The sequence below is a fragment of the Ruegeria sp. G2 genome (genome assembly GCF_056533505.1).
On the sequence record NZ_JBQFON010000005.1, the window covers coordinates 110,951 to 129,293 of the forward strand.

General features: G+C 57.5%; 20 protein-coding genes. 7 read left to right on the forward strand and 13 right to left on the reverse strand.

The genetic code is table 11. The annotated features are described in order from the left end of the window. Positions 1 to 38 precede the first annotated feature (38 nt). Entirely contained in the window at positions 39 to 461 is a 423-nt protein-coding gene (locus ACR0DU_RS11070; RefSeq protein WP_480874521.1) for a DUF6314 family protein, read from the reverse strand. After that, positions 458 to 790, reverse strand: coding sequence for a hypothetical protein (locus tag ACR0DU_RS11075; protein ID WP_010442060.1), 333 nt, complete (start codon positions 788 to 790; stop codon positions 458 to 460). Before ACR0DU_RS11075 ends, ACR0DU_RS11070 begins: the two co-directional genes overlap by 4 nt. 88 nt (positions 791 to 878) lie before the next feature. Between ACR0DU_RS11075 and purB the strand changes: the two genes are divergently transcribed. From purB to ACR0DU_RS11095, 4 genes are all read left to right on the forward strand, one after another. Continuing rightward, complete coding sequence (gene purB / locus ACR0DU_RS11080) at positions 879 to 2,183, forward strand: adenylosuccinate lyase (RefSeq protein ID WP_170693661.1); 1,305 nt, start codon at positions 879 to 881, stop codon at positions 2,181 to 2,183. A 374-nt stretch (positions 2,184 to 2,557) separates the two neighbouring features. After that, positions 2,558 to 3,100, forward strand: coding sequence for a tetratricopeptide repeat protein (locus ACR0DU_RS11085; protein WP_480874525.1), 543 nt, complete (start codon positions 2,558 to 2,560; stop codon positions 3,098 to 3,100). Between the two features lie 93 nt (positions 3,101 to 3,193). Then, positions 3,194 to 4,261: a flagellar motor switch protein FliG gene (locus tag ACR0DU_RS11090; protein WP_480874839.1), complete on the forward strand. Its 1,068-nt coding sequence runs from the start codon at positions 3,194 to 3,196 to the stop codon at positions 4,259 to 4,261. 85 nt (positions 4,262 to 4,346) lie between these two features. Beyond that, complete coding sequence (locus tag ACR0DU_RS11095; RefSeq protein WP_480874842.1) at positions 4,347 to 5,270, forward strand: lysophospholipid acyltransferase family protein; 924 nt, start codon at positions 4,347 to 4,349, stop codon at positions 5,268 to 5,270. On the opposite strand, the gene ACR0DU_RS11100 is transcribed toward ACR0DU_RS11095, so the two are convergent. Beyond that, a complete protein-coding gene (locus ACR0DU_RS11100) occupies positions 5,271 to 5,972 on the reverse strand; it encodes a DUF1223 domain-containing protein (protein ID WP_480874527.1) in 702 nt (233 codons plus the stop codon). A 226-nt stretch (positions 5,973 to 6,198) separates the two neighbouring features. On the opposite strand from ACR0DU_RS11100, the gene acnA reads away from it, so the two are divergent. From acnA to ACR0DU_RS11115, 3 genes are all read left to right on the forward strand, one after another. Beyond that, on the forward strand, positions 6,199 to 8,889 hold the full coding sequence (gene acnA, locus ACR0DU_RS11105; protein WP_480874530.1) for an aconitate hydratase AcnA: 2,691 nt from the start codon (positions 6,199 to 6,201) through the stop codon (positions 8,887 to 8,889). A 117-nt stretch (positions 8,890 to 9,006) separates the two neighbouring features. Next, a complete protein-coding gene (locus tag ACR0DU_RS11110) occupies positions 9,007 to 10,509 on the forward strand; it encodes a BCCT family transporter (protein WP_480874532.1) in 1,503 nt (500 codons plus the stop codon). Positions 10,510 to 10,624: 115 nt separating this feature from the next. Further along, positions 10,625 to 11,326, forward strand: a complete 702-nt coding sequence (locus ACR0DU_RS11115; RefSeq protein WP_480874535.1) for an SDR family NAD(P)-dependent oxidoreductase — start codon at positions 10,625 to 10,627, stop codon at positions 11,324 to 11,326. Here the strand turns inward: ACR0DU_RS11115 and ACR0DU_RS11120 are convergent. The 10 genes from ACR0DU_RS11120 to yajC form a co-directional block, all read right to left on the reverse strand. After that, positions 11,321 to 11,863, reverse strand: a complete 543-nt coding sequence (locus tag ACR0DU_RS11120; RefSeq protein WP_480874538.1) for a DsbE family thiol:disulfide interchange protein — start codon at positions 11,861 to 11,863, stop codon at positions 11,321 to 11,323. The genes ACR0DU_RS11115 and ACR0DU_RS11120 overlap by 6 nt on opposite strands. Continuing rightward, positions 11,856 to 12,014 (reverse strand): heme exporter protein CcmD, encoded by a 159-nt coding sequence (gene ccmD, locus ACR0DU_RS11125; RefSeq protein ID WP_010442050.1) that lies wholly within the window; start codon positions 12,012 to 12,014, stop codon positions 11,856 to 11,858. Before ccmD ends, ACR0DU_RS11120 begins: the two co-directional genes overlap by 8 nt. After that, positions 12,011 to 12,784: a heme ABC transporter permease gene (locus tag ACR0DU_RS11130; protein ID WP_480874541.1), complete on the reverse strand. Its 774-nt coding sequence runs from the start codon at positions 12,782 to 12,784 to the stop codon at positions 12,011 to 12,013. Before ACR0DU_RS11130 ends, ccmD begins: the two co-directional genes overlap by 4 nt. Positions 12,785 to 12,845: 61 nt before the next feature. Then, positions 12,846 to 13,502, reverse strand: coding sequence for a heme exporter protein CcmB (ccmB, locus tag ACR0DU_RS11135; protein ID WP_074733966.1), 657 nt, complete (start codon positions 13,500 to 13,502; stop codon positions 12,846 to 12,848). Beyond that, entirely contained in the window at positions 13,499 to 14,113 is a 615-nt protein-coding gene (gene ccmA / locus ACR0DU_RS11140) for a heme ABC exporter ATP-binding protein CcmA (protein WP_170779833.1), read from the reverse strand. The genes ccmB and ccmA overlap by 4 nt, the downstream gene beginning before the upstream one ends. Before the next feature lie 130 nt (positions 14,114 to 14,243). Further along, a complete protein-coding gene (locus ACR0DU_RS11145) occupies positions 14,244 to 14,597 on the reverse strand; it encodes an Mth938-like domain-containing protein (RefSeq protein ID WP_480874545.1) in 354 nt (117 codons plus the stop codon). Positions 14,598 to 14,607: 10 nt separating this feature from the next. Further along, positions 14,608 to 15,354 carry a TSUP family transporter gene (locus ACR0DU_RS11150; RefSeq protein WP_480874547.1) on the reverse strand — a complete coding sequence of 249 codons (747 nt, stop codon included), beginning with the start codon at positions 15,352 to 15,354 and terminating at the stop codon, positions 14,608 to 14,610. Then, positions 15,347 to 16,315 carry a protein translocase subunit SecF gene (gene secF, locus ACR0DU_RS11155; RefSeq protein ID WP_010442044.1) on the reverse strand — a complete coding sequence of 323 codons (969 nt, stop codon included), beginning with the start codon at positions 16,313 to 16,315 and terminating at the stop codon, positions 15,347 to 15,349. Before secF ends, ACR0DU_RS11150 begins: the two co-directional genes overlap by 8 nt. 1 nt (position 16,316) lies before the next feature. Beyond that, positions 16,317 to 17,978: a protein translocase subunit SecD gene (gene secD, locus ACR0DU_RS11160; RefSeq protein WP_480874550.1), complete on the reverse strand. Its 1,662-nt coding sequence runs from the start codon at positions 17,976 to 17,978 to the stop codon at positions 16,317 to 16,319. Positions 17,979 to 18,011: 33 nt separating this feature from the next. Continuing rightward, complete coding sequence (yajC, locus tag ACR0DU_RS11165) at positions 18,012 to 18,299, reverse strand: preprotein translocase subunit YajC (protein WP_010442042.1); 288 nt, start codon at positions 18,297 to 18,299, stop codon at positions 18,012 to 18,014. Between the last annotated feature and the right edge of the window lie 44 nt (positions 18,300 to 18,343).

Sequence of the window (18,343 nt, forward strand, 5' to 3'; positions counted from 1 at the left end):
CAATGCCCGTTCCGGGCCGTTGCTGCAAGATGATTACGCTATCGCAGAGCGTATTTGGTCTCCATTTCATAGGATTTTCGCGGTCCGGACACTTTCCAACGGACAGTCCAGCGCGGCCATCCCGAGAAATCATATAATGCATCATAGCTGTCTGGCGGGCAATCGTGGTGGTCCTCGGCGCGTGTCTGGCCCAGCTTGAGCGCGTGAAAAAACCGGTCGTCGTCGAAGTGAATGGCGATCTGATCCCCAGCATCACGCCAAAGGTATCGACGCGTTCCCGTCATTGCAGGCTGCCCCGGGATGCGAAGCGTGACCGTCTCGTCATACACCAACCCCAGCGCATCTTGCTGCAACTCTGCCTGACCATCCGCCTGAATGATATGGCCCGCGCGCTCATCCCGGATGAGGCGTGTCAGGCTCCAAACCCCGTGGAAATCCGCAATATTCCTGGGTAGGTTCACTTTACAAAGGTTCCGTCAGTCGTATTGCCTGCATCATCTACAAATCGGATCGTATCTCCGCTTTGCTCGACATCGTAGCAAGCCCAGATATCAGATGGCGGCCAGACCGAACAATATCGATCCTCACGCACAGCCCAGCGCCCCGCGCTTGGGCGACCTGAAAAGTACTGCGTGTGCATGCTGTCATCGAAGGTCTGGCTGATACCCTCACCGTAGTCGAGTTTCTTGCCCATGAGCGCCATCAGTATTTCATCCGCTGTCAGCCGCCGAAACTCCTCGGCGGATAAAATTCCCGGCCAAAGCAATAAAATCAGGGCAAACCGTCTCATCCCAGCACTCGCGCCTTGTTCCTTGGTCAATGCGCGGCTAAACCCCGCGCCAACGCCTCATCCCAATCACAAAAAGGTGCTGCCGCCAATGATTCCCCGCTATTCCCGCCCCGAGATGGTCGCCATCTGGTCGCCCGAGAGCAAGTTCCGCATCTGGTACGAGATCGAGGCCCATGCCTGCGACGCCATGGCCGATCTGGGCGTGATCCCGCGTGAAAACGCCGAGGCGGTGTGGAAAGCCAAGGACGTGGAATTCGACGTTGCCCGCATCGACGAGATTGAGGCCGTCACCAAACATGACGTCATCGCCTTCCTGACCCACCTGGCCGAACATGTAGGCAGCGAAGAGGCCCGTTTCGTGCATCAGGGCATGACTTCCTCCGACGTGTTGGACACCTGCCTTAACGTGCAGCTCACCCGTGCCGCTGACATCTTGATCGCTGACCTCGAAGGTCTGCTGGCCGCCCTCAAGCGCCGCGCTATCGAGCACAAGAACACCATCCGCATCGGTCGCAGCCACGGCATCCATGCCGAACCCACCACCATGGGCCTGACCTTCGCGCGTTTCTATGCCGAGATGGACCGCAACCTGTCCCGCATGCGCGACGCCCGCGCAGAAATCGCCACCGGCGCGATCAGCGGCGCAGTCGGCACCTTCGCCAACATCGACCCGCAGGTCGAAGAGCATGTCTGCGACAAACTGGGTCTGGTGCCCGAGCCGATCAGCACGCAGGTCATCCCGCGCGACCGTCACGCGGCCTTCTTTGCAACGCTGGGCGTGATCGCCAGCAGCATCGAAAACATCGCTATCGAAATCCGCCACATGCAGCGGACCGAAGTGCTGGAGGGGGCCGAGTTTTTCTCGATGGGCCAAAAGGGCTCGTCGGCCATGCCGCACAAGAAGAACCCTGTGCTGACCGAGAACCTGACCGGTCTGGCCCGTATGGTGCGTGCTGCCGTGGTCCCGGCGATGGAGAACGTGGCGCTGTGGCATGAGCGCGATATTTCGCACTCCTCGGTCGAACGCATGATCGGGCCGGACGCCACCATCACTCTGGATTTTGCCCTTGCCCGCCTGACAGGGGTGATCGACAAGATGCTGATCTTCCCCGAGAACATGCTTGAAAACATGAACAAGTTCCCCGGCCTTGTGATGAGCCAGCGAGTGCTGCTGGCGCTGACACAAGCAGGTGTGAGCCGCGAGGATGCTTATGCGATGGTTCAGCGCAATGCCCTCAAGGTTTGGGAACATCGCACCGACTTCAAAGAGGAACTTCTGGCCGACGCCGATGTCACCGCCGCGCTGAGCCCGGAAGAGATCGAAGAGAAATTCGATCTCGGCTATCACACCAAACACGTAGATACGATTTTCGCGCGCGTGTTCGGCGAATAAGCCCGAACCGGATTTAGGCAAGGCCCGGCCTGATTGTTCAGGACGGGCCTTGTTTCTTTGCCAGATTGGCAAAACTCGGTTAATCTGCTGGCATCTTTTCCGCGAAAGGAAAACACGATGCTAAGAACTGCTCTATGTGCAATTGCTTTGATTTGCGCAGGCACCGCCGGGCTTGCTTGCAGCGGTCATGCAAAGCAAACCCAGTCCTGTGCGGAAGGCACGACATGGGATAGCGAAAGCCAAAGCTGCATGAAAATCGTCAACAGCTGACATTTTTATTTCCTGCTTGTGAATAAAAGCGATCGGTCAATCGTTAGCTTTTTTGTAGATCACGCTATGATTGTAACAAGTCACTTTGACAACGGAGTAGGAACATGCGTCTCGTACTAGCCTCGGCCATCGCTCTTCAGGCCTTTACCTTCGCACCCATGGCAATTGCTGCGGGTGGTGGTGATAGCAGCCCACCCAAGCCGACAAATACCACCAAGAAGTGCCTGTTTGGTCGGGTTTACGACGAGTCTGCAGGGCGCTGTGTTAAACCAGACAAATCCAAGTTCTCCGACGATCAGTTGTATGACGCCGTACGTGAGTTGGCCTATGACGGGCAATATGAGAACGCGCAGGGCATTCTGCGTATCATGAACCAAGGTGACGATCGGGTGCAGACCTATTGGGGCTTCACCTATCGCAAAATGGGTGAGTTGGAACTGGCCAACACCTTCTATCAGAAAGCCATCGAAACCAACCCTGATAACATCCTCGCCCGTAGCTATATGGGTCAGGGCTTTGTCGCCGAAGGAAAGACCGAACTGGCCATAGCGCAATGGCGCGAGATCAAGGCGCGCGGCGGTGAAGGTACTTGGGCCGAAGCATCGCTGCGCGAGGCTATTAGCACCGGGCTGACCTATAGCTACTGAGTTTCAGGGTTTCTTTACCTGAGTCCACCTAATCTACCTGTAACGCAATATTGGCAATGCAGGCAGATGCAGGATACGAACCTAATGGTACAGATGTCGCCGGGTGCTCAGGCCTCGGCGACCGACCAAGAGAACGACGCCCCACGCGTCGTGCCTCGCAATCTCAGCAATCGGGAAAAGGCTGCAGTTGTTGTACGGCTTCTTCTAAACGAAGGCGCGGATATCCCGCTTGAGGAACTGCCTGACCTGCTGCAGGAGCAGTTGACCCATCAACTGGGTCAAATGGGACTGGTTGACCGAGTGACGCTCGCCGCTGTCGCACAGGAATTTGCCGATGCGCTTGATGGTGTCGGTCTCTCATTTCCACATGGGTTGGCGGGCGCTCTGGATGCCGTGAATGGCAAAATTGCACCGGCCACTGCTGCCCGGTTGCGCAAGGTGGCGGGGGTACGCCAGATCGGTGACCCATGGCAACGCTTGCGCGAGGTATCCGCAGAAGATCTGGCCGAGATGGCCAGAGCGGAAAGCACAGAGGTGGCAGCTGTTATGCTGTCAAAACTCGAAACCGCCAAGGCCGCCCAGTTGCTGGGCCACCTGCCCGGCCCCACGGCGCGGCGGATAACCTATGCGGTATCGAAAACGGCCAACGTGACGCCTGAGGCGGTTGAGCGGATTGGTTGGTCCTTGGCTGCTCAATTGGATCAACGACCCGAGCCCGCCTTTCGGGATGGACCGGGTGAGCGTGTGGGCGCGATCCTCAACCAGTCCGCTGCGGCGACGCGTGATGGTTTGCTGACCGCGCTGGATGAAGAAGACGCCGATTTTGCCAATACCGTCCGGCAATCGATCTTCATCTTTTCGCACGTGCCCTCCCGTATCCAATCCCGTGATATTCCTGCGATTCTGCGCGGCGTGGACCAACCTGTTCTTTTCACCGCACTTGCCGGGGCCAGCACCGACGAAGACCTTGCAACGGTCGAGTTCTTTTTGGCAAACATGTCCTCTCGCATGGCAGACAATCTGCGTGAAGAAATGGCCGAACGTGGCAAGGTCAAACAATCCGATACCGAGGATGCGATGTCTCAGGTCGTCGCCGCCATTCGCGCCCTTCTGGACGAAGGCGCGATTACACTTGTCGAAACGGAAGAGGCTGAAGAATAATCTGGCCCGGCGCGGCTACTTGTGATCGCACGATGAGGACTGTATGTCTGAGCGCGCAGTTCACAACACTCAGGTGTCCTTCCCCATGCCCGTCGAAAAGTCGGAACTGAGCCGCTTTGAGCTTGGAAAATACTACATCGCCAACTTGTTTCTGACCGGTGTGATCGGCTGTATGCGCCTGCTGCCATACGAGCGCCGTATCGGCGCAATGGGAGCAATTGTTCGCTGGCTTGCGCCTTTGGTTGGTTTCCGGACCCGTGTGCGCCGCAACCTGAAACTCACCTGCCCCGACTTAACCGAGGCCGAGGTCAAGCGAATCTGCCGCGCCGTGCCTGACAATGCTGGACGCGCGATCATGGAGCACTTTTCGGCCGATGGTTTCATTGATCGGCAAAGCAAGGCCAAAGTTTCTGGATCGGGTGTCCAGGCGTTTGATACCGCCGTCGCCGAGGGACGTCCGGTGATGATGATCACTGCGCATTTTGGTCATTATCTGGCAGCGCGCGTCGCTTTGCAGGCCCGCAGCGGTCGACCCATCGGCTGCCTTTATCGCCGCATGGCTAACCCGTACTTCAACGACATGTATGTCGAAGCATTCCATCAGACTGGTTCCCCCATGTTCGAACAGGGGCGCCGGGGCATGGTTGAGATGGTCAGGTCGCTCAAAAGCGGAGGTATTATCGCCATCGTATCCGATCTGCATGCGCATGGCGGCGAAGAGTTGACCTTTTTCGGCAAACCCGCCGTGACTTCGGTGCTGAACGCGGAACTTGCGATCAAGTACAAGGCTGTACTGATCCCCTGCTATGCGGTGCGCCAACCCAATGGGATCGATTTTGAGATCGTTCTGCATGATCCGGTCCTCCATACCGATCCCAAGACCATGACCCAGTTCACGAATGACGATCTGGAAGCGATGGTGCGTCAACATATGGGGCAATGGTTCTGGATTCACCGCCGCTGGAAGGCCTGGCGTGGACTAGGCGTTCAACCCAAAGATATGCCTTGATTACTCGACTCTTGCCGCAGCGACGATCGCACCATGCTCTGTACGTTGGATCAGAACTACCGCCGGTAAATCCGATGACAGCGACGCAGTGAAGCTCTTCGGTGTTTGGCCATCCCAGTGACCGGCCACCTGCCAGTTCTCAACCACATTCGCATAATCCAGTTCGTGCCCAGCCAGTTCTCCGCGCCGGATTGAGGCGTGACGCATCGGCGAATACTGCACGACCCGCACATCATAGGTTTCACCTTCCGCCAACTCGACCGGGACAACGTCCACAGTCACGTCGTTAGCCGTACGCGTGGCGCTAACCTCGGCTTGGGGCGCTGCGGTCAGGTGCGCGTCGATCAATCGGTTCAGTTCAAATGACTTGGCCCCAACCACGTCCTGCTGACCGTTCACAACCATCTGAGGTGTATAAATCATCGTCCGCCCACCTTCGCGCGCATAGGCTCTCTGACGCTCCGTATGGTCGGGATCGGCATATTCGTCTTTCCACCCGATGTAGTCCCAATAGTCGACATGCAGCGCGAGTCCGATCACATCATCTCGCTTGGCCAGTTCATGCATGATCCGGTCTGCAGGCGGGCAGGATGAGCAACCTTGTGACGTGAACAATTCGACCACCACCGGATCGTCTTGCGCCTCAGCCGAGACAGCAAGAAAGAGCGAAACAAACGCGGATGCGGTGGCCGATCTGAGCATGGGTTCTCTCGATTTTTTGTGAGCACCAACAAGCATTAGATCGAAACTGAAAAAACTGCCAATCAAGGTTTCTTGAGACCGAAACCTTCAATCTTCGGCAAAATGTGTGCAATGGTATACAATTTTATATGTATGTGAGCCGTTGCACCTTGAAACAACGCGTGCCGTGATGCAGATAAGCCATAGCGAACTCTAGTATCCAAATCATTCGAGAGGGAGGCCAAAGATGCCCATCAAGGTCGGACAGGACACAGCCCAAACACGCCGCAGTCTGAACGTGAATGGTAAATCCATTTCCTATTACTCGATTCCAGCTGCTCAAGAAGCAGGCCTGGGTGATTTCTCGAACCTGCCTGCCGCGCTGAAAGTGGTGTTGGAAAATATGCTGCGGTTCGAGGATGACGGGTTCTCGGTATCCGTAGAAGACATCAAGGCCTTCGCCGAATGGGGCGCAAATGGCGGCAAGAACCCGCGCGAGATTGCTTATCGCCCTGCCCGCGTGCTGATGCAGGACTTTACTGGCGTCCCGGCTGTGGTTGATCTGGCAGCGATGCGCGACGGCATCAAGGCACTGGGTGGTGACGCCCAGAAAATTAACCCACTCAACCCGGTTGATCTGGTCATCGACCACTCGGTCATGATCGACGAGTTCGGGAACCCGCGCGCGTTTCAGATGAACGTGGATCGCGAGTATGAGCGCAATATGGAGCGTTACCAGTTCCTCAAATGGGGTCAGGGTGCGTTCAATAACTTCCGCGTTGTGCCCCCCGGCACCGGCATTTGCCATCAGGTGAACCTTGAATATCTGGCCCAGACCGTCTGGACCGATACGGACCAGAGCGGCGAAGAAGTCGCCTATCCCGACACGCTTGTCGGTACCGACAGCCATACCACCATGGTCAACGGTATGGCGGTTCTTGGTTGGGGCGTCGGCGGGATCGAGGCCGAGGCCGCGATGCTAGGTCAGCCGATCTCGATGCTGATCCCCGAGGTTGTGGGCTTTGAACTGACGGGCTCGATGGTCGAAGGCACGACCGGCACAGACCTTGTTCTGAAGGTCGTTGAGATGCTGCGCGAGAAAGGTGTGGTTGGCAAATTCGTCGAGTTCTATGGTGAAGGACTGGACCGGCTGCCACTGGCCGACCGCGCCACCATCGCCAATATGGCCCCCGAATACGGCGCGACCTGTGGGTTCTTCCCCATCGACGGCGAAACCCTGCGCTACATGCGCAATACCGGGCGCGATGAGGATCGATTGGCATTGGTCGAAGCCTATGCCAAGGAAAACGGGTTCTGGCGGGATGAGAACTATTCGCCGATCTACACCGACACCCTGTCGCTGGATATGGGCACGATCGTTCCCGCGATCTCGGGCCCGAAACGTCCGCAGGATTATGTCGCGCTGACCGACGCCAAAGCCGCTTTCACCAAGGAAATGGCAGAAACCTTCAAGCGCCCAATGGGCAAACAGGTCGAAGTCAAAAGTGAAGAATATGGAATGGAGTCCGGCAAGGTCGTGATCGCCTCGATCACCTCCTGCACCAACACGTCGAACCCCTATGTCATGATTGGCGCAGGTCTGGTGGCGAAGAAAGCGCATGAGCTGGGCCTGAACCGGCAGCCTTGGGTCAAAACCTCGCTGGCCCCCGGTTCGCAAGTGGTGTCCGAGTATCTTGAAGCCGCTGGTCTACAGGAACATCTGGACGCGATCGGCTTTAACCTTGTGGGCTATGGCTGCACCACCTGTATCGGTAACTCTGGCCCGATCCAGAGAGAAATCAGCGAAGCGATTGCCGAGGGCGATCTGGTCGCAACCTCAGTCCTGTCGGGGAACCGGAACTTTGAAGGTCGCATTTCGCCTGATGTCCGCGCCAACTATCTGGCCTCACCGCCGCTGGTTGTCGTTTATGCATTGGCGGGCACCATGGATATCGACCTGACATCCGAGCCAATCGGCAAGGACAAGGATGGCAACGATGTCTTCATGAAAGATCTCTGGCCGAGCCAGAAGGAAATCGCCGATCTCGTGCAGGAAACCGTGACGCGCGAGGCGTTCCAGTCCAAATATGCCGACGTTTTCAAAGGCGACGAGAAATGGCAGTCGGTTGAAACCACCGATGCCGAAACCTACGACTGGCCACCTGCTTCGACCTACATCCAGAACCCGCCCTATTTCCAGGGCATGGGACATGAACCCGGTACGATTTCGAATATCGACGGCGCGAAGGTGCTGGCCGTTCTGGGCGACATGGTGACCACCGACCACATCTCACCCGCTGGGTCCTTTGCCACGACAACTCCGGCTGGTAAGTATCTGATTGAGCGGCAGGTTCAGCCGCGTGAATTCAATTCCTATGGCTCGCGCCGTGGCAACCACGAGGTCATGATGCGCGGCACCTTCGCCAATATCCGCATCAAGAACGAGATGCTGGACGGTGTTGAAGGCGGCTATACAAAAGGCCCCGATGGCGAGCAGACATCGATCTACGACGCCTCGATGGCCTATCAAGCCGATGGTACGCCGCTGGTTGTCTTTGGCGGCGAGCAATACGGCGCGGGGTCTTCGCGCGACTGGGCGGCCAAAGGGACCGCTTTGTTGGGTGTCAAAGCCGTGATCGCAGAGAGCTTTGAGCGTATCCACCGCTCAAACCTCGTCGGAATGGGTGTGATCCCGTTCGAATTCACAGGCGACGACAACCGCAAGTCGCTGGGTCTGAAAGGGGATGAAACCGTCTCGATCGACGGGTTGGATACCATTGAACCGCTGCAAGAAGTTCCCTGCACCATCGTCTACGGCGATAGCACAGAGAAGACCATCAACCTGAAGTGCCGCATCGATACCGCACCCGAAATCGAGTACATCGAAAACGGCGGCGTGCTGCAATATGTATTGCGCAACCTCGCAAAATCTTCGTAACGCAATAGCTTACAACCTAATCTTAACCCCCGGCCCAGCGCCGGGGGTTTTGTTTTCTGGCCATTCATTCAAAAATCTGAAACTGTTGGGCGAAAGCACATCTGGAACCCAATCACTATGAAAAAACCTAACGCCTTGCTGGTTTGCTCGCTCAGCGTCATCTCGGTGATCGGGATATGGGGCGTGATCGATATCCAAAGCCTGGTGACTTGGGCCAACGGCATCGTGCAGCAAACCTTCCACAGCCGTGGCTGGTTCGTGATGCTTGCGGCCTCGGGCATGTTGATCGGTTGTTTGGTTCTGGCATTTTCGCCCTATGGCAACATTCGTTTGGGCCGGGATGATGAAGAGCCCGAGTTCTCGACCGCCACTTGGATCTCAATGCTGTTCTCGGCCGGAATGGGTGTCGGATTGCTGTTCTGGGCCGTCGCCGAACCTCTGACCCATTTCAACTTCATCTCAGGCATGGCCCCTGACTATGTCGCCGCGCAGCAGGCGATGCTGGCGACGAACTTCCACTGGGGGCTGCACGCCTGGGCGATTTACGGCTCAACCGCGCTGACCATCGCTTATTTCAGCTTTCGGCGCGGGACAGGCATGATGGTCAGCGCCCCGATCAAAAGCCTGTTCCCCGGAGAACGCTGGGCCGAGCGTGTCGGTTGGCTGTCTGACTTCATGGCCATCGTCGCAATCGCCATCGGAGTCGGCGGCTCCATGGCCATGGGCGTGTTTCAGGTTGCGGACGGGATCGCGGTTCTAGGTGGTCGGGAAACGGTTGGTGCCCTTCTGATCGGCGTTGTTTTCCTGACGATGGTCGCAGCCTATATCCCTGCTCTGTTGATTGACCTTGGCCAAGGCATGGCGCGTTTGTCGAATGCAGCAATGCTGATCGCGATCTGCCTTGTGGCCTATACGGTGGTCCTCGGCCCCACAGAGTATCTGTTGAACACTGTGGTTCAGGGGTTCGGCGATTACGTCACCAATGTCATCCCTCGGGGCTTTCAGACCTTCACGTTCTTTGGCGATGACGTCACCAAATGGTTCAGCGACTGGACCCTGACCTACATGGTCTGGTGGATCGCCTGGGGGCCATTTGTCGGCGTGTTCGTCGCGCGCATCTCTCGCGGTCGCACGATCCGAGAATTCGTGACCGGAGTGCTCTTCGCACCCACACTGTTCTCGATCCTCTGGTTCGGCGCCTTTGGCGGCATCGGTCTGTTTGAGGCGCTCAACGGTGCCGGAGAATTGCTGGCCTATACGCAAACAAACATCGAGCGTGTGACGTTCGCCCTGCTCGACCGTTTACCCTTGTCGCTGATCACAACACTCGCAACTGTAGCAGCGGCGTTTCTGTTCATCGTAACCAGCGTTGTCAGCGCGGCTTTTGTGCTGGGTACATTCTCGACCGAGGGGGACGAGAACCCGCCCCCGCGCGTGCGCCTGATCTGGGGTGCATTGCTGGGCCTGTTGAGCGTCGCGATGATCCTGTCCGGCTCGGTGGACTCGGTCAAAGTCCTGATCTCACTCGGGGCGTTGCCCTTTGTGTTTATCTCGGTTCTGCTGATGGTCTGCCTGTTCCGTGGGCTGCGAGAAGAGGGGCTAAGCCATGCTGATCGGTGATCTGACAGATACCCTTATGAATCTGACCACCTTTGCATTCATCGGCGCGATGATCTGGATTTTGGTCCGCAAGTAACCGCTTGAAACTCGGCCCTTTTACCGATTTTCTGCGACTATGGAAAAAGTCGCATTGATAACCGGCGGCGCGCGCGGCATTGGGCGCGCGATCGTCGAAGACCTGGGCCGTGATCACCGCGTCGCGTTTACGTGGCTGTCGAGCGAACCGATGCCAGATCTTTTGGGCGGGGATAAACTGGCCATACGTTCCGACCTGTCCGCGCCAGATCAGCCTGCCAACGTGATCGAACAGGTAGTGCAGCACTTTGGGCGGCTTGATGTGATCGTCAATAACGCCGGTCTGGTGAAATCTACGCCGAAAGAAGAATTTCAGGCCGAGAACCATCGCGCCATTCTGGACCTTAACCTACTGGCTCCAGCCGCGTTGTTAACCGCCGCGCTTCCACATCTAAAACGCGATGCCTCAATCGTCAGCATCTCATCAATGAACGCGGTCCTGCCCCCCCGAGACGCAGTGACCTATGGCGCAAGTAAAGCGGCCTTGAACCTGTGGACCCGCGCCATGGCCAAAGAGCTTGGGCCCGAGGGGATACGTGTCAACGCAGTGGCGCCAGGCGCGATTAACATTCCCGAAGCACCTCGGTCAGAGGAACTGACTGCTCTGTTTGTCAACGACACCGCCTTAGGACGCGCGGGAAAGCCCGATGATATCGCCAAGGCTGTTAGATTCTTGGCCTCAGATGCCGCGTCGTTTATCACCGGCGAGGTGTTAACCGTTACGGGTGGCTATCGCTTATGAGCCGCCCGCAGCTTTCTCAAGCGCCGGGCGGATTGTGCTTTCGATCACCCGCTGCGTAATCGGCCCGGCCCAGCGCAGAATAATCGTGCCCTCACCATCGACCACATAAGTCTCGGGCACGCCGTAGACGCCCCAATCCAGCCCCATACGGCCCTGTTCATCCCGTCCGATCCCGGCGTATGGATCACCCAGCTCGGTCAGAAAAGCCTCGGCATTGTCCAGTTGGTCTTTGTAGTTGATGCCGTAAACTGGAATACCCTCGTCGGACAAAGCCTGCAGGTTGGGGTGTTCGACGCGGCACGGGGCGCACCAACTGGCCCAGTAGTTGACCAGCTTGACCTCACCATCACGCAGGGTGGCATCGTCGAAACCGGGTTTACCCGCGAATTCTGTCAGAACGACGGGCGGAGCAGGCTGCCCTTCGCGCGCCGAAGGCAAGGCGTTGGGATCGTCGCGGAACATGCCAATGCCAGCAAGCACAGCGAAGGCTCCGAAAATCAGAGGAGGCGCGATCATCAGGGGCGAAAACTTAGCCATTGCGCGACATCCTCTGTTCGACTTTCTCCATCTCAGCCCGCACCTTGCGGCCTCGGATCACACTGAATCCCACCAGCGCAATCAGAAGCCCGATTGACACAACATAGGACCACAAAACAGTATCGGCATATTTTCCAAGATCAGGGATCATCCGTTCACCCTTTCCCGCGCCATCAGCGCCTTGGTTCGACGGGCTCGGATTTCGGTGCCCGTGCGATAGAAGACCAGCGCGATAAACAGAAGCACAAAGCCGATGATACACAGGAGCAGCGGATAGAAGTAGATGTTGCTAACCTTCTCCTCGGTGTCCGTACCTGTGATTGCCCCTGCACGCATCACGGAAGCCCCCTGATGCAGCCCCTGATTCCAGAAATTCACCGCATACCGGCTGAGGAATGCAAAGACCGAGCCCACCAGGCAAAGGACCGAGGTCAGATCAGCCGCGGTGTCCGGATCTTCGATCGCCTCCCATAGCGCGACATAACCTAAATAAAACAGGAACAGAATCAGGAACGAGGTCAGGCGCGGATCCCAGGCCCACCATGTGCCCCACATGGGCTGACCCCAGATCGCTCCGGTGGCCAATGCGATCAGCGTCATCACGATGCCGATGGGCGCAGCGGCACGGGCGGCCAGCGCACTGACATGGTGGCGACGCACCAGCCAGACGAGCGAGGTTGCCAGCATCATGATCCAGCAATTGATCGCCATCAGCGCGGCAGGCACGTGCAGGTAGATGATCTTTACGGTCGAGCCTTGTTTGTAGTCATCAGGGGTAAAGAAGAAACCCCAGATCAATCCTACGACCAGACACAGACCTGCACCGATCCAGAAGAACGGAAGAACCAGCTCGCTGATGGCGAGGAACTTGCGCGGGTTGGCGTATTCCCAAAGGGCGTTGGCTTTGGCTGCGATTGTCATGGGCCCTATCTAGTCCGAGTCGGCGTGGTTCTCAATTGACCTCAGTCAAGCTTTGTTGCCATCACCTAAGATTGATGCGCAAAACCGCTGCGCTGGCAAAGGGTAAAAGTGCGACCGTAGCGGCGGTAATCCCTGCCAGCATAAGCAGGGGCGTTTGCGTCTCCATACCTGTCGCACCGCGTCGGGCAACCTCGGCCCCGAAGATCAATGTCGGCACGTAAAGCGGTAAAACCAGAAGCGAAAGGAGCAGACCGCCCCGTTTCAGGCCCACTGTGAGGGCTGCGCCGAAAGTGCCGATAACGCTCATCGCCGGGGTGCCAAGCAGCAGTGAGATCACCAGCCACGAAAACCCAGGTACAGGCAGGTTTAGTAAAACGCCCAGAAACGGCGCAGCCAACACCAGCGGCAATCCTGTGGTCAACCAATGGGCTAGCGCTTTGATGGTGACGACCGACTCCAGTGGCAGCGGCGCGGTGGCAAGCAGATCAAGCGAGCCGTCTTCCCAATCCAGCGCCAGCAGACGGTCCAGCGAAAGCAGGCACGCCAAAAGCGCGCCCAGCCAAAGAACGCCCGGCGCGATGGTCGAAAGCAATGAGGATTGCGGGCCTACCGAAAATGGCACCAGAACGGTGACGATCAGGAAGAAAGCAAGACCGAGGCCAAAGCCACCCCCTGCGCGGAAGGCCAGTTTCAGATCACGCAGCAATAAAGCGATCACAGGAAGCCTCCATCGAAATCGTCGAAGGGTTTGGGTTTGGCCTTATTGGGACCGACGTCTAGTACCTCTCCATCCAGACCAAGGTCGATATGGGTGGCGATCAAAGCAGAGCCGCCCTGCCCCAGATGCGCGCGCACCGCATCCGCGAACATCTGCACGGCGTGACGATCCAGCGAGACTGTCGGCTCATCCAGCATCCAGATCGGGCGACCGGTAACCAGCATTCGCGCCAATCCCAGACGCCGTTTCTGCCCCGCCGATAGGTTGCCGGCGTGGCGGTCGGCCAGTTCGTTCAGGGCGAATGCATCCAAAGCGTGTTGGATATCACGGGTGCCAAAGACCGACGCCCAGAAGTTGAGATTTTCGACCACGGTGAGGGTCGGCTTTAACCCGTCAGAATGGGACGCATAAGCGATCTGGTCTTCTGCCCCTTCGATCTGTCCCACCAGCGGCGGCTGCAAGCCCGCAAGCGTACGCAGTAATGTTGTCTTTCCGATCCCGTTCGGCCCCCGCAGGATCAGCGCATTTCCGGCCTCAAGCGAGAAGCTCAGCCCTTCGAGCACGGGGACACCGCCGCGTGCGATGGCCAGGTCGGTTACTTTCAAAGTCATGAAGCCCGCTTAGCGGATTGTGCGTGTAGGCAAAAGGTCGGAATTGCCGCAGAGCGGCTGGTTGGATCGCAGTGAGGGGCCAGCCCCTCACACTCCCCGGGTTATTTTAAGCCAGATGAAGAACAGAACCTCAGACCGGAATTAGCGCAAGCGCAACGCGGCGGCCTTCGGAAAGCAGCACGTTGTAGGTGCGGCAGGCAGCCGGAGAGTTCATGATTTCGACACCCAGCCCCGCCTCTTCCAATGTGGTACGCAGGTCGGCGGGGATGTGGGTCAGGTCTTTGCCCGTACCGATGAACAGAACGTCGACATGTTCGGACAAGGCCAGCAACGCCTGGGCGTCGGAGTAACCCGTCCAGGCCGATGTGCCAGTGGGGCCCGTCAAGACTGCCCCGTCATAAACCTGCCCCCCGATCCGAAAGAAGCCAGGTCCATAGCCATCGACGGGTTGGGCGTTTGTATATGTGATCTCGTTCAAACGCATGTGCGGGGTTCTAGCCCCAAAGCAGCAGGCCGGACAAGGCCGCTGTTGCGATCACCAGATAGGCTGCGGCGCGGTACGGCCTTTCATGTTCGGGTCGGAACATCCAGCCCCCCAGCCAGTTACCGGCGATGTTGGGGATCGCCAGCGCGAGGCCCAATCCGATGCTCGCCATCGAAAGACGCCCCATCCCGCCGAGGTATCCAAGGATCAGCAAATCGAAAACAAACAGGAACAGCAGGATCGTCGCGCGGATTATCTCAACCGGCAATGGACGCGACATGTAGAACAGGATTACAGCTGGTCCGGGAATCCCGGCCACTCCACCGAGTAGCCCCGCTGCCCCGCCAATTGCCACAACCATGCGGCGCCGCACCGTCCCGCGATAGCGCAGACCAAAAACTAGAACGGCCAGCATCGACAAAGAAATCAGGCTGACGAGATAGCGAAATACTTCGGGATCGGTCCGGGTCAGCAGCCATAAGCCAACCGGTAGAAATAGCGCACACCCGACCAAAAGGCGCATCAGATCTGCCTTGTCGACAACCGTCCATGCGCGGCGCAGGTTCGGGATCGGGCCAAATATGTCCATGACTGTCAGCGCGATGATGGCACCGAAGGGGCCAAGATAGGGGCTGGCGATGGGTAGGAATATCAGGGCCGTGCCAAAGCCGGAGAAACCGCGCACGATGCCCCCAACAAAGGCAGCGAAAATGATAACGGCCAGACCGGTTGGGGTCTGGCCGAAATACTCAGGCATCGATGTTGGCAAACTGGTTGCCCGCCGTATTCGAGGGCTTCGACCAGTCGCGTTTGACCCCCAGCCACAGCAGGATGGTCGAGGCCACGAAGACCGACGAATAGGTCCCGACAATCACGCCCCAAATCATCGCGAAGACGAAGCCGCGGATCACGTCACCGCCCAGCACGTAAAGCGAGATCAGCGCCAGCAGCGTGGTCACCGAGGTCATCACCGTCCGGCTGAGCGTTTCATTGATCGAGATATTCAAAACCTCTTTGAGGTCTTTCTTCTTGTATTTGCGAAGGTTTTCGCGAACGCGGTCAAAGACAACCACGGTGTCATTCAGCGAATAGCCGACAATGGTCAGGAGCGCCGCGATGATGGCCAGGTCAAAGCGAATTTGCAGTTCCGAGAAGATACCAATTGTCAGGATCACGTCATGCACCAGCGCGGCGACCGCACCCAGAGCAAACTGCCATTCGAACCGGAGCCAGATATAGACAAGCACCGCACCGATGGCCAAGGCGACAGCAATCACTGCGGTCTGGATCAACTCACCCGAGACCTTGGGGCCCACAGATTCGACCGAAACGAACTGAATGTCCGGCGCGGCAACAGTCAATGCTTCTTCAACGGCGGTCACGATTGCTGCAGACACAGCTTCGGCTCCATCCTGTGCCTGAATACGGATCATCGCGACGTTTTCATCCTCGCCAAATGTCGGATCGAAAATCTCCGTGATGGTCACGTCGCCAAGTTCCAGCGGCGCGATGGCGTCGCGATAGGCGCCCACGTCGATCTCTTGCGCGGATTGCGTGCGGATCGTGGTGCCCCCGCGGAAGTCGATGCCGAAGTTCAGCCCCTGCAGAAGGAACGAGGTAAACGCAATTACCATCATCAGGCCCGAAATACCCAGCCAGATCTTCCAGCGGCTGAAGAAATCGAACGAGGTGTTTTGCGGTACGAGTTTCAGTCTCATGTCAAACCTCGATCGTTTTCGGACGGCGGCGTTCGAACCAGATTACGATCATCAGGCGCGTTACAAAGATCGCGGTGAAGACCGAGGTCAGAATACCCAGACCAAGTGTAATGGAGAACCCGCGTACCGGCCCGCTACCCATGGCAAACAGAATGGTTGCGGTGATGAATGTGGTTACGTTCGCGTCCAGAATGGCCGAAAGCGCCTTTTCATAGCCCAGCTCGATTGCGCGCGCAGGGCCTTTGGCAGATTTCAGTTCTTCGCGAATGCGTTCAAAGATCAGCACATTGGCGTCCACAGCCATACCGACCGTCAGTACGATCCCAGCGATCCCTGGAAGGGTCAGCGTCGCACCGATCAAAGAGAGCAGTCCGAAGAGCAAGCCCACATTCAGGATCAGCGCAATATTGGCGAAGATGCCAAACAGGCCATAGCTGAGCGCCATGAACACCAATACTGCGACAAACGCCACAATGGTAGCGACTTTACCCGCATCGATGCTGTCTTGCCCCAGCTCCGGGCCGATGGTGCGCTCTTCAAGAAATTCCAGGCCCGCAGGCAAGGCCCCCGCACGCAGCAGGACCGCCAGATTGGTGCTTTCCTCAACCGTGAAGTTACCGGTGATGATGCCGGAACCGCCAGGAATATGGCTTTGGATTACAGGGGCCGAGATCACCTCATCATCCAAAACAATGGCGAACGGCGCGCCGATATTTTCTAGCGTGTAGTCACCAAACTTGCGGGCACCAGAAGTATTGAAACGGAAGCTGACCGCAGGGCGTCCGTTCTGATCGAATGACGGTTGTGCGTCGACCAGCTCTTCCCCGGTTACCACCGGCGCTGATTCCAAGGTGTAATAAACCCCGTCCTCATCGATCGAAGGAACAACTTCTTCACCCACACCCGCGATGGCGTCAGGATCAGTACCGCGCCCCACCACGGGGTTGAACGTCAGCTGAGCCGTGGTGCCGATAATGTCTTTCAACTCACCTGCGCTACCGATGCCCGGCACCTGTATCAGTATCCGGTCAGCACCTTGGCGTTGGATTGTCGGTTCTCGCGTGCCGACTTCGTCGATGCGGCGACGAATAATCTCAAGCGCCTGACGCACCGTACGGTCATCCGAGGCAAGCTTTTCAGCCTCGGACAATTGTACGACAATGGTATCTCCTTCAGCGCGGGCTTCGATGTCAGTGGCCCCAACCCCGGTCAGTGTTTGCACCTGACGCGCCAGACCGCGCACGACTTCCAGCGCACGCGACATACCTTCGGGCTGACTAATGCCCACGCGAATCTCATCAGGGGCCGAGTCTTGTCGGCGAATGGTGCCAACAGTGGCGCGCTCATCGCGCAACGCATCGCGGATTTCGGGCCACATCGCCTCCATCCGAGATTCGTAGACGTCATCAACCTTAACTTCAGCCAGCAGATGCGCGCCGCCGCGCAAATCGAGACCCAGATTGACAAGTGATGAAGGCAGCCAGTTCGGCCATTGCGCCGCCTCCGCCTGCATCTCAGGTGTATCGATGCCAAGCTCAATTGCGGCTTTGGCATCATTCGATTGCTCAACGCGTGTATAGAACGCATTCGGCAGGGCCAACAGTAGGCCGATCACGCAGACCGACCATATCAGGACCCGTTTCCAGGAATCAATTTGCAGCATTACCCTGCCTTTTCAAGGATTTGACGCGCGAAGTTACTTCGCCGGTTCGGTCTTGTTCAGAACCTGAGCGATGGTCGATTTGACCACGCGAACCTTCACGCCTTCTGCAATCTCGACCTCAATCTCGTTATCGCCTTCCTTGACCTTGGACACCTTGCCGATCAGCCCACCTTGCGTGACAACCTGATCACCCCTGCGCACGGCTTCGACCATGGCCTGATGTTCCTTCATCTTCTTCTGCTGCGGGCGGATCAGCAGAAAATACATGATCCCGAAAATCAGGATCAACGGGAGAAACTGGGCGATTGCGCCACCTTCCATGACATATTCCTTTGTTCTGGTAATGCAGAGGGCTCTCTGCAAAG